Genomic DNA, 13,327 nt, shown 5'->3' with positions numbered 1-13,327 from the left:
TTGCCCAACCCGGCAGGCTCCGTCCTCCCAGTTCCAATGGACGGAGCCCCGCATGTTCAACCCCGCCAACCAGGCGCACTTCAGCCTCGACATCGAAGGCGCCAACCCTGACTTCAAGGTCCTCGCCTTCACCGGCCACGAAGCCCTCAACCAGCCCTTCCGTTTCGACATCGAACTGGTCAGCGAGCGCAGCCGCCTCGACCTCGAAAGCCTCCTGCACAAACCCGCCTTCCTCGCCTTCACCCCCGACGGGCGCGGCGTCCATGGGCAGGTCTTCGGCATCGCCGTCGGCGAGATCGGCAACCGCCTCACCCACTACCACCTGACCCTCGTACCGCGCCTCGCCTACCTCGCCCTGCGCCACAACCAGCGCATCTTCCAGCACCTGAGCGTCCCGCAGATCATCGGCCAGGTCCTCGAAGACCACGGCATCCTCGCCGACGCCTACCGCTTCCGCCTCGGTCCCAAGGCCCCGCCGCCCCGCGACTACTGCACCCAGTACGACGAAAGCGACCTGCACTTCATCAGCCGCCTCTGCGAAGAAGAGGGCCTGCACTTCCACTTCGAGCATCAGCCCGATGGCCACCTGCTGGTCTTCGGCGAAGACGCCAGCGCCTTCCCCAAGCTCGGCCGCCCCGTCGCCTACCTCGCCAACACCGGCCAGGTCGCCGACGAACCCGTCATCAAACGCTTCGGCCTGCGGATGGAAGCCCGCACCCTGCGCGTCACCCGCCGCGACTACTTCTTCGAAAAGCCCAGGCTGCTGATGGAAGCCGCCCACAAGCCCCAGGACGACCTCCCTCAACCGGACCTGGAGGACTACGACTACCCCGGCCGCTTCACCGACCGCGATCGTGGCCGCCGCCTCGCCCGCCAGGCCCAGGAACGCCACCGCCGCGACTACCGCCTCGCCGACGGTGACAGCGACGAACCGCGCCTGGTCAGCGGCCACCTCCTCAGCCTCTCCGACCATCCCAAGCAAGAATGGAATGACCTCTGGCTGATCACCGCCCTCCACCACGAAGGCAAGCAGCCCCAGGTGCTGGAAGAATTCGCCAGCCTCGACAGCGCCATCGACACCCTGCGCAACAGCGCCACCCAAGCGCTCGGGCTTTCGTTTTCACAGCCCGACGGAGATTTCAAACAGGGCTACCGCAACCGCTTCCAGGCCATCCCCTGGGACGTGCCTGCCCGGCCCGACCTCAAGCACCCCAAACCGCGCATCCTCGGCAGCCAGACCGCCGTCGTCACCGGCCCCCAGGGCGAAGAAATCCACTGCGACCGCCACGGCCGAATCAAGGTCCAGTTCCACTGGGACCGTGAAGGCCAGGCCGACGAGCACACCAGCTGCTGGCTGCGGGTTGCCAGCAGCTGGGCCGGCAACGCCTACGGCGCCATCACCATCCCCCGCATCGGCATGGAAGTGCTGGTCACCTTCCTCGAAGGCGACCCCGACCAACCCCTCGTCACCGGCTGCCTCTACCACGGCGTCCACCAGCCGCCCTACGAACTGCCCGCCAACAAGACCCGCACCCTGCTCAAGACCGACAGCAGCCCCGGCGGCGGGGGCTACAACGAACTGCGCATCGAAGACCGCAAGGGCCAGGAACAGATCTACGTCCACGCCCAGCGCGACTGGGACGAAAACATCGAACACGACCAGAAGATCCGCGTCGGTAACCAGCGCCACGACCGTGTCGAAGGCAGCGTCTACAGCGAATTCTTCGGCGAGCAGCACCACACCCTGCACAAGGACCGCAAGACGGAGCTGAAGCTGGATGACCACCTCACCGTGGGCAACGAGCAGCACATCAAGCTCGGTGCTGGGCAGTTCGTCGAAGCAGGGCAGGAGATCCACTACTACGCCGGCGACAAGGTCGTCATCGACGCCGGCATGGAGCTCACCGCCAGCGGCGGCGGCAGTTTCCTCAAGCTCGACCCGGGCGGCGTCACCTTCAGCGGCGCCACCATCAACCTGAACTCGGGGGGCGCGGCAGGGGAGGGAGCAGGGTTGAGGATTCTTGCCCCGCTGATTCCCTGGGCTGCAGACAAGGCCAAGGCCGGCAGCCCCACCATCCCCGCTCTGCCGAATGTCTTCATCCGGAGGAGTCTGCAAGGACTCCCGCTTGTCGCTATCTGCGGTAAACAGGCCAATGGCGTCTGCAGCCGAGAGGATTGCCCATGTCTACGTGGCTGAATACCTACCTGGCGCAGGCCTGCACCATCGATCCCTGCGGCGATGCTGGGGGTGAAACCCTCTACGGCGTGATTGATCGGGTGAGAAACCCGCAGGCATTGGTTTCCCTCTACCAGATACCAACGCCTCCCAGGATCGTTCGCCTTTTCCAGGGCACACCGTTCGAAGGCTTGAATGACGTCAGTCCGCTTTGGGTCCAGATGGACGCGGGTAGCGGTGAGGCCACCACGCTGGAGGCGCTTTGCCGCACCGATCGTTCGGGCATCCTGCTGGCTTCCCGGGCCGAGCCCGAAGCCGCTTTGGCGCACGCTCGCCAATTGCTGCGGATGCATTCCAGTACATACGGCGATTCACTGGCACGCTTTTACGATCCAGCCTTCTTCTGCGCCTTGGCGCTGACTGTCCCTGCCAATGCCTTATATGGCCCTTGGGATTGCGTTTACACCCCCCCTGGCAACCCAGCCGATTCGAACTGGCGGATCTGGCGCCCCCATGAGCGTGCTAGCGAGAACGCCTCCGCAGTCGCCTATCCCCTCAGCGTAGAAGCCGACACCTTGGACGCTGTCGATGCGCTACGTGAGTGGTACTGGGTGCGCAGTCAGGACGCCGAGAGCGTGGGCCATATACCCGACGAGCACTTGCCGTTGGTGCTGAGCAACCTGCGTCTGTTGGTGGCTCACGGCATCGACGAAAGCCGTCACTGGGCGCATCTATTGCCCTTGCTGAGTCGGTTCGACCTGAGCGAGCAGCCCGAATCCATGCAGGTACTGCTTAGCCAGATGCCGGCATTCGAAAAAGTACAGCGATTGGAAATCTGAAATGACAGGAACGTCCACACAGGCCGCCAGCACAGCGAAACCTGACCCCATTGTTTTCCCCGCCGATGAAGCTCCCGTGAGCAAAGGCAATGAAGTGCTCTGCAAGGACACCGAGCCTGGTTGTGGCCAGCACTACTACGACATTGCCTACATCACCGGCCAGCGCCGTTTCTGGTTGCTGCCCAAGCGGGTTGCCGAACAGTTGGAAGAGGCCGCCACCACACTGAAGCAGCAGGCGGTGGGCACGGATAAAGCGGCGCGCATGAGCAAGATCGCCGAATCCGGCTTGCTGGATTACTTCCTCACACCAAAGCCCGATTCCTTCCTTGAGTTCAGTGATGGCGCTACAGATGAACGCACCCGTTACAAACAGGCCCAGGCCGCCATCGAGGACGAGGCTGCCCAACAGGTGCGGTATCGCCATGAATGGGAGCGGGCCCGCAGCAAGGGTGACAGCACGGCTGCCATGCGAGCTGAACGCAATCTCTTTCGTAGCCAGCGCCGCCTGAAGGCCGCCCAGAAGCGGGTTGCCGAACTCGATCAGATCGCCTTCCAGCGTGCCGACGCCCTGGGTTACAGGCGCGAGAATGGCGTCTTCTACACCGCGCGTGCCTTGCAAGCCCGTGATGCGGTGGATCGCTACATAGCCGAGCGGGACAAGGCCCTTGCCCATGGTTTCGTGATGTTCGACCCAGGCAGCCGCACCGTCGGCACCGCCTGGCAGCATCTGCGCGACTACAAGGCCCTTCACCAGAAACTTGTGGAAACCGGCAAAGTGGATGCCAGGGCCCTGCGAGGGGTCCGCCTGAACATCCTGGAGTTGGAAGGCTTGATGGCGGGCTACATCAACGCCGTTGTCGAGCTGGCCGATTGCGGCATCGCCGTCCCCGAGTTCGCGCTCAGCCCGGATGACCACTACAAGGGCACCAAAGAGTTCCAGGACTATGTCAGCCTGATAGATAAGCGCTTCAAGCTGGAGCAGAGCATCAAGCAAAAGCATGACGAATGGGCCTCTGCCACCGCCAACAAAGCCGCACCGCCCAGTGTTCTGTTCACCGCTCAGCAAAAGGAGTGGCACCAGTTAAACGAAAAGGCAGAGTCCCTCAAGGCCGCCGCCGAGATGCGTGTGCGGGAGATGATGCCGCCCCGTCTGCTCCTTTGGGAGCCTGAAAGCTACAGGCCCAAGCCCATCGAGCGCCTGGCCAAGGGCAATATCCCCTTGCGCGAATTGAGCCGGGCCGCTGTGGGGCGTGCGTTGACCCACCTCAGCCTCAAGCACCTTGCCCAACAAGGCGCCAGCACCATGGGCGCTGCACTCAAAGACCTCAAGGCGCTCCCCAAGTCCATCGCCAAGCAGGCCGACGACGATCCAGTCTTCAGCGACTGGTTGAAGCAGCAAGGCGCTCACCCGCTCGATGAAAAGGGTCCTTGGTTCGACGAGGACGGCCTGTTTCAGCCAGATGCCTTCTTCAGGGCGCTGGATGCCTTGGGCTTCAAGGTCGATAGCCTGAACGCCGTGGATAAACGGCAGGCCTGGGGCGAGACCCTCCAGGCCATGATCTTCGAGGACCGGCAGCTGCGGAATCTGATGCTCTTCGACAACAGCCCGCAGGCTCAGTTGGTGCGCTGCCTGTTGCCTGCCGGGTTCAGTCAGCATGCAGCACTCAAGGCAGAAGGACCCCAATGGAACAAGGGCCTGCAACTGACCAAGGTTCAGGCAAGCCTGGAGGTGGCGGCTTGGCGGGGGGAGGTAACCCTTTTCAATCTGGAATTGCCCGGTCGGAGCACGGCCAAGCCGATCCAGCTCAGCTACCGGGCCTATGACGGCACGTCGCGTACCTTCAACCTCGGCAAGTTGTCACTCAATCTGAGTGCCAAGGCCTGGGGGTTTGCAGGTGCGAGCTTGATGCTCGCCCGTGACCTCACCCTGGACCAGAAAACCGGCCTCACCAGTTTTTCCGGTATCGATGTCGCCTCCAAAGCCGGCGATCTTGCTACGTTCGACTTGTTCGTCGGTGCCCAAGCCGGCTGTAAAGTCACTGGCCAACTCGACTGGTTTCCGCCCCCCAGCACCCTCCAGCCCGCACCCATCCCCAATCAAATTCCCGTCAATGGCTGGAGAACCCTGGCCAAGCTGGATATGGAGCTGGTCGCTGCTGTGGGTGGTGGTATGAAGGGCAGTGTGAGGTTACGGCTGGATAAAGGGCGCTTCCTTTTCTCCGTCGACGCTGCCTTGGTGTGGGGCGCGGGCCTCAAGGGCTTCATGGCCTTCGAAGTGGGCTACGAAAGCGTCGTCGCCTTGCTGGAGCTGGTGCGCAAGGAAATCCAGGCCAACAACAACGAAGACCTCGAATGGATTGACCAGGAGGCCATGGCCTACCTCCGCCAGCTCAGCGTCACCGGCGCCCTCGCCATGGACGTGCCCTTCCTCTATGTGCGCGGCTACGCCTTCGTCAAGGAGCTGTACGACAGGCTCACCGATGGCGGAAGAGGTGCGGCGATTGCCGAAACCTTGGTTTCTTACGAAAACCAAAACGTTATGCAGAGCTGGATACAGGGCCTACAACCTGATGCTCTCGGCCCGCTGCTGATGGCTTTGAGCAGTCATACGGGGCTCCTCTCTGACAGCGATCACTTCTTGCAACAGCAAGCCATCGAACGCTGCCTGGGCTGGATAGAAACCGAAGCAGATGCTGTTCAGCGATTTGAGGAGACCCTCATTCGCATGAATCGGGATGGCGCTCGGCCCCCCCAAGCGGGGCTCGCTTATTGCGAGAGCCGACTACGGCTGGACTCTTTTATGGCTAAGCCAGTGCGCCGATTAGCAGAGCGTGATAGTGACTCTATGAGGGCAAGGTATCGCCAGCGAGTCAAAAAGCTAGGCGCACGCCTATTGGGGTACTGCGAGTACCGCGCCGCGCCCATGGGCCCCTATATGGGCGCAATGGAGAAAATCATAGTGACTTACAAGGGGCCCACGCTGTGATCAACTACCGTGTGCTTATCGCCATCCTATATTTTATCGCTGGACTAGCATGGGCGGACTTGTCGCCTGAGCAACTGATTGCAAAAGAAAAGGGGCTGATACTATATCAACAATATAAAGGTATTTCTGCTATTGAGCCTTTGCGTGTTGCTGCAGAGGCTGGCGATAAAACGGCCCAGTACTATCTAGGTGAAACTCTCCGTCGAAATAGCATGTATATAACGGCTGAATCGAGAAAATGGTATGAAGCCGCCGCTGCACAAGGCGACTTATTCGCCATGCTGCGTTTAAGCGACAGCAGCGATCTCTGTGATCTTTTCGGTACTTGCACTGGCCGTGCCGAATGGCGTGAAAAAGTATTGGATCTGGCCTATGCACGCGCCGAGCACGGCGACACGGAAGCCATGAGAGTTTTATTTCATGCCGGTGAGGGATTGGTTTGGTTGGAAAAGGCGGCAGGTGCTGGGGATCTAGATGCGCAGTGGTTGCTAGCTGAGCGTTACGAAGCAGGGGAAGGTTGGTTTTTAATTCCCGGTAATCGCAAGAAGACTATTGATAATTTGCTCAGAAAAACAGCAGAGGCAGGCCTTCCCAAAGGTATGCAATTTTATGCTGGTGTACTCCATGAGAAAGGGGATCTTGCCGGGGCTTTTCAGTGGAGGAAGAAGGCAGCCGAAACGGGGCTGATTGGTGGTGTATATGCCTATGCTAGGGATTTACTCAATGAAGAGGGGGCTCTTGATATCTCTCCGGATACAGTAAAGAGTTATGCCCTTTTTTCGCTGATCGCTCGACTTCAAGGGGGAGGGGGATCGCCAGAGTATGCGCGCTGGGCATTAGATGACTTGCGAAAAAAAATGTCCAATACCCAGCTAAAAGAAGCAGAAGATTTTGCGGTTGAATGGCGGGACACACACCCTCCTCTCTCTTACTTTTTACCAGTGTACGGTCACTGATGCTGTCGGAATATTCTTGGTAGAGGTAAGCACTTGATCAATTACCGTGCGCTGATCGCTACTCTATATTTTATCGTCGGACTGGCCTGGGCGGATTTAACACCGGAGCAACGCGCCGCCAAAGATAAAGGGCTTGCTCTCTATCAGCAAAGTGACTGGTACGACTCGCAACTTTTATTACAACTCGCCGCAGAAGCCGGGGATAAAACAGCTCAATACTATTTAGGGGAAGCGATTCGACTGAGCAAGCGTTATATAACCGCCGACGCCAGAAAATGGTACGAAGCCGCCGCTGCACAAGGCGACTTATTCGCCATGCTGCGTTTAAGCGACAGCAGCGACCTCTGTGACCTTTTCGGCACGTGCACCGGCCGCGCCGAATGGCGTGAAAAAGTATTGGACCTGGCCTATGCACGCGCCGAGCACGGCGACACGGAAGCCATGTGGGTGTTGTTTCATGCCGAGGAGAAACTGGGCTGGCTGGAAAAAGCCGCCGAGGCCGGCGACGGAACAGCCCAATTGCGTCTGGCAAAAATTTACAGCCGTGGGGCGGGTTGGTTCTTGATACCGGGTAACCGCCAGAAGGAAATTAGAAGGTTACTTAAAGCCTCCGCCGAAAGCGGCTATGCACCGGGGATGTATAACTATGCCTTGATGCAGGTCGCTGATAATCCGGACGAGGCGGCTCTCTGGTTGGAACGAGCGGCCAAGTTAGGTTACGTAAGGGCTGTGGTTGAATATGCCGCCAGTCTTGGTGAGTCACCGAATAGGTATAACTTGCCGCAAGACTCGATAAAGGGTGATGCCTTGATGCGTATGGCGAGGGAAGTTTCACCAGGAAACAACAGCATCAAGAGATTTTTATTGGAGATAGAGCACGACATGAGCGAGGCCCAAGTTTCTGAAGCGAAGGTCTTGATGAATGCCTTGAAGACACAATGGCCGCCGCTGTCTCATTTTGTACCGGTTTATGGCCATTGATGGGCGGCCAGGCGCGCTATGCCCCTTTTCGAACTGAGCTCCGCCGTGGGCAGCACCTGTTTAATTATTGCGCTCCCATGGGGCCCTATATGGGGGCAATGGAAAAACCATAGTGACTTACAAGGGACCAAAGTTGTGATCAATTACCGTGCGCTGATCGCCGCTCTATATTTTATTGCTGGACTGGCCTGGGCGGATTTAACGCCGGAGCAGCGTGCGGCCAAAGATAAGGGGCTGATGTTATATCAGCAATATATGACGATTTCTGCTATCGAGCCTTTGCGTATTGCCGCAGAAGCCGGTGACAAAGCAGCTCAATATTATTTGGGTGAGTCACATCGTTTAAACAGCATGTATATAACGGCGGAATCGAGAAAATGGTACGAAGCCGCCGCCGCACAAGGCGACTTATTCGCCATGCTGCGTTTAAGCGACAGCAGCGACCTCTGTGACCTTTTCGGCACGTGCACCGGTCGTGCCGCATGGCGTGAAAAAGTATTGGACCTGGCCTATGCACGCGCTGAGCACGGCGATACGGAGGCCATGTGGGTGTTGTTTCATGCCGAGGAGAAACTGGGCTGGCTGGAAAAAGCCGCCGAGGCCGGCGATGGAGCAGCCCAATTGCGTCTGGCAAAAATTTATAGCCGTGGAGCGGGTTGGTTCTTGATACCGGGTAACCGCCAGAAAGAAATCATAAGGCTACTTAAAGCCTCCGCCGAAAGCGGCTATGCACCGGGGATGTATACCTATGCCTTGAGGCAGGTCGCTGATAATCCGGACGAGGCGGCTCTCTGGTTGGAGCGAGCGGCCAAGTTAGGTTACGTAAGGGCCGTGGTTGAATATGCCGCCAGTCTTGGCGAGTCACCGAATAGATATAAATTGCCGCGAGATTCGATAAAGGGCGCAGCCCTGATGTACATGGTGGTGGATATCTCACCTGGAGATGGAATTATCATGGGCATCCTCTCGGATATAGAGCGAGACATGAGCGATGCCCAAGTGGCTGAAGCGAAAGTCCTGCTGAACACCCTGAAGACACAATGGCCGCCGCTGTCCCATTTTGCACCGGTCTATGGCCATTGATGGCTGGCCAGGCGCCCTATGCCCCTTTTCGAACTGAGTTCTGCCGTGGGCAGCGCCTGCTTAATTATTGCGCGCCTATAGGCCCCTATATGGGAGCAATGGAGGAAATCGTAGTGACTTACAAGGGGGCCCACGCTGTGATCAATTACCGTGCGCTGATCGCTGCTCTATATTTTATTGCCGGACTGGCCTGGGCGGATTTAATGCCAGAGCAACGCGCCGCCCAAGATAAAGGGCTCTCTATCAGCAAAGTGACTGGCTACGACTCGCAACCTTTACTGCAACTCGCCGCAGAAGCCGCCCAATGGCCGGCCCTGGTCCGCGAGCGCCTGCGGGCCGATGGCCCCACCAGCCGGCTGGTGGATCTGGAGCAGCACCCCTAAGCCCCTCGGCTGTCGCGGATTGCGACGCAGCGCGCCTCCCTGCGACCTTTGCGCCCTTGACGAAGGGGGCGCTTGACGCAGATCAGTACGCCCGGACAAGGGGCTCCGCATGCTGTGCGCCGCAACCGAATCCGAGGTGTCCATGCGCCGTGAACCCATCGTGCTGTTCGACAACGGCACCCACCAATGCATGCTGTTCGACGATCTGGTCAGTGGGGACGGCATCCAGTCCAACCAGTTCCTGATCACCGACCATGACCAGTACCTGCTGCTCGATCCGGGCGGTGACCTGACCTACACCCCGCTGTCGCTGGAGCTATCCAAGCACATCCCGGTGCAGGACCTGACCTACATCTTCGCCTCCCACCAGGACCCGGACATCATCGCGTCCCTGGACAAATGGCTGCTGCACACCCGCGCCAAGGTGGTCTGCTCCAAGCTCTGGGCGCGCTTCCTGCCGCACCTGACCGCCAACTACCTGGCCATCAGCCATGGCATCTCCACCTACGACCGCATCATCGCGCTGCCCGACCGTGGCCAGTCGATCCCGCTCGGCCGTTGCAACCTCAAGGCGGTGCCGGCGCACTTCCTGCACTCGGTGGGCAACTTCCAGCTGTACGACCCGGTGAGCAAGATCCTCTTCTCCGGCGACATGGGCGCGTCCATGACCGAAGACGCCTCCCCGGTGCGCGACTTCACCAACCACGTGCCGGAGATGGAAGGCTTCCACCGGCGCTACATGGCCGGCAACAAGGCCTGCCGCCTGTGGGCCGCGATGGTCCGTGGCATGGACCTGGAGATGATCGTGCCGCAGCACGGCCGCCCCTTCGTCGGCAAGGAAATGATCAGCGCCTTCCTCTACTGGATCGAGAACCTCGACTGCGGCCTCGACCTGATGGGCCCCGAGGACTACCAGCTGCCTCGCTGACAGCCCGAGGCGAAGGTGGCCGCAGCAGGCTCGCGTTCGCCAGGCGTGCACATAGAAACCGGCCGGAGGCCTGCGCCTCCCGCCGGTTTTTTACGGGTTCGCCCACGCCGTGGTGCCACCCCGAAGTTGTCTGGAATGGCCACCTTTCGCGGCGCGTTCGGCGCTTTTGGCTGTCATCAACCCGTGCTAGGGTCGGCCTCTTCCTACAACAAGAGGCCTGCCGATGCCCATGCCCCTGCTCCGCGCCCTGTGCCTGGCTCTTGGCCTTGCCGCCGTGCTGCCCGCCCAGGCGGAACGCTGGCCCGATCCCGACTGGACGGCCACCCCCGCCGCCAGCAGCCCCGCCCTCGACGCCTTCGAGCGCTACGCCTTTCCCGCCCGTGACGATGCCCTGCGCCAGGGCGTGCGCAGCGACGCGGTGGTGGTGATCCGCGATGGCGAGCTGGTCTACGAACGCTATGCCGGCCCCACCCAGGCGCAGACGCCGCACCTCACCTGGTCGGTGAGCAAGAGCCTGCTGGCCGCCACCCTGGGTGTGGCCTTTGGCGAGGGGCGCTTCAAGCTGGACGACCCGGTCGCCCGCCACTACCCCGCCTTCGCCAGCCACCCCGGCGTGCAGGTGCAGCACCTGCTGCACTGGGCCTCCGGCCTGGCCTGGCAGGAGGACTACGAATACGCCCCGCTCAAGTCATCCGTGGTGGCCATGCTCTACACCCGAGGGCGTGGCGACATGGCCGCCTTCGCCGCCGAGCACCCGCTGGACGCCGTGCCCGGCAAGCGCTTCCGCTACTCCAGCGGCGACAGCAACGTGCTCTCCGCCGCCCTGCGCGGCATGGTGGGCGAGGCCGCCTACCCGGACTACCCCTGGACCGCGCTGTTCGAACCCCTCGGCATCCGCTCCGCCGTGTGGGAGCGGGACGCCGCCGGCACCTTCGTCGGCTCCTCCTACGCCTACCTCAGCGCCCGTGACCTGGCCCGTGTCGGCCTGCTCATGCAGCGCAACGGTCGCTGGGGCGAGCGGCAACTGCTGCCCGCCGAGTGGGTGGCCTTCAACCGCACGCCCTTCGCCGACTACCGGCCGGACCCGAAACAGCCCGGCGAAGCCGTCCCCGGCGGGCACTGGTGGCTCAACCGCGTGGTGGAGGGCGCGCCGAAGCCCTGGCCGCACGCCCCGGAAGACGCCTTTGCCGCCCTCGGCCACTGGGGCCAGGCGCTCTACGTGCTGCCCACCGAGAAGCTGGTGATCGTGCGCTACGCCGACGACCGCGACGGCACCTACCAGCACGACCGTTTCCTCGAACTGGCCCTGGCCGCCTTCGCCCCGGAGGTGAAGCCATGATCCGCCGCCGTCCCGTGCTCAGCGTCCTCGTCCTGCTGCTGCTCCTGCTCGCCGGCCTGGCCTGGCACAACCGCGTCCACCTGCAGGCCTTCCCTGGCATCATCAGCGCCTACACCGCCAAGGAGTACTGCTCCTGCCGCTACGTGATGCACAACGCGGCGGACTACTGCCAGGGCTACGTGAAGCAGCACGTGCCCATCAGCGGCTTCCTCGACGATGCCGCCGGCAAGCGCGTGACTGCCCGTGGCCTGGGGCGCAGCAACACCGCTGCCTGGCTCGGCGAGCGCCAGGGCTGCCAGTTGCTGGCGGAGCCCGACCCGCTGCCCTGAGGCCGCGCGCTCGGGTTCCACCCTGTGGAACCACCTTCGATTGTTCTCCTCCGTCCCGCGCGGTTAGCTGGAGACTGACCGCTCCGGGCGGTCTCCACCGGACGAGGAGAACAACAACAATGACCCGCTTCGCTCCCATCCAGGCCTGGCTCGACGACATCGCCGACGAGCTGCGTGCCTTGCGACACGACATCCACGCCCACCCCGAGCTCGGCTTCGAGGAGCACCGCACCGCCGAACTGGTGGCATGCCTGCTGCGCGACTGGGGCTACGAGGTGCACACCGGCATCGGCCGCACCGGTGTGGTCGGCGTGCTGCGCCGTGGCCGGGGTACGGCGCGGCTCGGCCTGCGGGCCGACATGGACGCGCTGCCCATCCACGAGGCCGGCGCGGCCGCCCACATCAGCCGCCATGCCGGCTGCATGCACGCCTGCGGGCACGACGGCCACACCGTGATGCTGCTGGGCGCCGCCCGCTACCTGGCCCAGGCCGGACGCTTCGACGGCACCCTCAACCTGATCTTCCAGCCCGCCGAGGAAGGGCAGGGCGGCGCCCTGGCCATGCTGGAGGACGGCCTGCTGGAGCGCTTCCCCTGCGATGCGCTGTTCGGCATGCACAACATGCCGGGCCTGCCGGCCGGGCAACTGGCCTTCCGCGCCGGGCCGGTGATGGCCTCCCAGGACCTGCTGGAGGTCACCCTCGAAGGCGTCGGCGGGCACGGCTCCATGCCGCACCTGTGCGTCGACCCGCTGGTGGCCGGTGCCGACATCGTCATGGCCCTGCAGACGGTGGTGGCCCGCCACATCGATGCGCAGCAGGCGGCGGTGGTCAGCATCGGCGCCTTCCAGGCCGGCGAGGCGGCCAACGTCATCCCGCAGACGGCCCGCCTGCGCCTGAGCCTGCGTGCGCTGGACCCGGCGGTGCGCGAGCGCCAGCTGCAGCGGGTGATGGCGATCATCCGTGGCCACGCCGCCAGCCATGGTTGCCAGGTGCAGATCGAGCACCGGCCGGCCTACCCGGTCACCGTCAACCACCCCGCCGAGACTGCCTTCGCCCGGCGTGTCGCCCTCGACCTGGCCGGTGCCGACGCCGTGCAGGACGCGCCCACCCTCATGGGCAGCGAGGACTTCGGCTGGATGCTGCAGCGCTGCCCCGGCAGCTACCTGATGATCGGCAACGGCGACGGGCCGATGGTTCACAACCCCGCCTACGACTTCAACGACGCCATCCTCCCGAGGGGCGCCGCCTACTGGGCCGCCCTGGCCGAATCCTGGCTGCAGGTGACGCCCGTGCGCCTCGCCGAACCCGCCGCCCACGCCTGACCCGG

Annotated in this window: 11 protein-coding genes; all 11 read left to right on the top strand. The window is 62.3% G+C overall.

The genetic code is table 11. The features are described from left to right. The first annotated feature begins 52 nt into the window (after window positions 1-52). The 11 genes from SZ55_RS18145 to SZ55_RS18100 all read left to right on the top strand — a co-directional run bounded on the left by SZ55_RS18145 (window position 53) and on the right by SZ55_RS18100 (window position 13,322). A complete protein-coding gene (locus SZ55_RS18145; protein ID WP_044409401.1) occupies window positions 53-2,197 on the top strand; it encodes a type VI secretion system Vgr family protein in 2,145 nt (714 codons plus the stop codon). Further along, on the top strand, window positions 2,182-3,015 hold the full coding sequence (locus SZ55_RS18140) for a DUF4123 domain-containing protein (protein ID WP_044409398.1): 834 nt from the start codon (window positions 2,182-2,184) through the stop codon (window positions 3,013-3,015). Before SZ55_RS18145 ends, SZ55_RS18140 begins: the two co-directional genes overlap by 16 nt. A gap of 76 nt (window positions 3,016-3,091) precedes the next feature. Next, window positions 3,092-6,001 (top strand): hypothetical protein, encoded by a 2,910-nt coding sequence (locus SZ55_RS18135; protein WP_152644515.1) that lies wholly within the window; start codon window positions 3,092-3,094, stop codon window positions 5,999-6,001. Continuing rightward, a complete protein-coding gene (locus tag SZ55_RS28125; RefSeq protein WP_152644514.1) occupies window positions 5,998-6,957 on the top strand; it encodes a tetratricopeptide repeat protein in 960 nt (319 codons plus the stop codon). The genes SZ55_RS18135 and SZ55_RS28125 overlap by 4 nt, the downstream gene beginning before the upstream one ends. Before the next feature lie 33 nt (window positions 6,958-6,990). Next, window positions 6,991-7,938 (top strand): tetratricopeptide repeat protein, encoded by a 948-nt coding sequence (locus SZ55_RS18130; RefSeq protein WP_044409393.1) that lies wholly within the window; start codon window positions 6,991-6,993, stop codon window positions 7,936-7,938. 135 nt (window positions 7,939-8,073) lie between these two features. Further along, window positions 8,074-9,021 carry a tetratricopeptide repeat protein gene (locus SZ55_RS18125; RefSeq protein WP_044409390.1) on the top strand — a complete coding sequence of 316 codons (948 nt, stop codon included), beginning with the start codon at window positions 8,074-8,076 and terminating at the stop codon, window positions 9,019-9,021. Between the two features lie 137 nt (window positions 9,022-9,158). Next, window positions 9,159-9,404 (top strand): hypothetical protein, encoded by a 246-nt coding sequence (locus tag SZ55_RS18120; RefSeq protein WP_152644513.1) that lies wholly within the window; start codon window positions 9,159-9,161, stop codon window positions 9,402-9,404. 142 nt (window positions 9,405-9,546) lie between these two features. Beyond that, on the top strand, window positions 9,547-10,332 hold the full coding sequence (locus tag SZ55_RS18115; RefSeq protein ID WP_044409827.1) for an MBL fold metallo-hydrolase: 786 nt from the start codon (window positions 9,547-9,549) through the stop codon (window positions 10,330-10,332). 223 nt (window positions 10,333-10,555) lie between these two features. Next, window positions 10,556-11,671, top strand: coding sequence for a serine hydrolase domain-containing protein (locus SZ55_RS18110; protein WP_044409384.1), 1,116 nt, complete (start codon window positions 10,556-10,558; stop codon window positions 11,669-11,671). Further along, on the top strand, window positions 11,668-12,000 hold the full coding sequence (locus SZ55_RS18105) for a hypothetical protein (RefSeq protein WP_044409381.1): 333 nt from the start codon (window positions 11,668-11,670) through the stop codon (window positions 11,998-12,000). Before SZ55_RS18110 ends, SZ55_RS18105 begins: the two co-directional genes overlap by 4 nt. A gap of 119 nt (window positions 12,001-12,119) precedes the next feature. After that, window positions 12,120-13,322: a M20 aminoacylase family protein gene (locus SZ55_RS18100; RefSeq protein ID WP_044409378.1), complete on the top strand. Its 1,203-nt coding sequence runs from the start codon at window positions 12,120-12,122 to the stop codon at window positions 13,320-13,322. Window positions 13,323-13,327: the final 5 nt, after the last annotated feature.

Origin of the sequence: Pseudomonas sp. FeS53a, from assembly GCF_000931385.1 — a bacterium.
Taxonomy (GTDB): Bacteria; Pseudomonadota; Gammaproteobacteria; order Pseudomonadales; family Pseudomonadaceae; genus Metapseudomonas; species Metapseudomonas otitidis.
The sequence above is the reverse complement of the archived record's forward strand: the minus strand, read 5'-3'. Positions and strand labels throughout refer to the sequence as shown.

What these genes read in the sequence shown, in the direction of transcription:
- SZ55_RS18115 (WP_044409827.1), top strand. Translation starts at nt 9,547, where the DNA reads ATGCGCCGTGAACCCATCGTGCTGTTCGACAACGGCACCCACCAATGC.
- SZ55_RS18145 (WP_044409401.1), top strand. Translation starts at nt 53, where the DNA reads ATGTTCAACCCCGCCAACCAGGCGCACTTCAGCCTCGACATCGAAGGC.
- SZ55_RS18140 (WP_044409398.1), top strand. Translation starts at nt 2,182, where the DNA reads ATGTCTACGTGGCTGAATACCTACCTGGCGCAGGCCTGCACCATCGAT.
- SZ55_RS18100 (WP_044409378.1), top strand. Translation starts at nt 12,120, where the DNA reads ATGACCCGCTTCGCTCCCATCCAGGCCTGGCTCGACGACATCGCCGAC.
- SZ55_RS18105 (WP_044409381.1), top strand. Translation starts at nt 11,668, where the DNA reads ATGATCCGCCGCCGTCCCGTGCTCAGCGTCCTCGTCCTGCTGCTGCTC.
- SZ55_RS18110 (WP_044409384.1), top strand. Translation starts at nt 10,556, where the DNA reads ATGCCCATGCCCCTGCTCCGCGCCCTGTGCCTGGCTCTTGGCCTTGCC.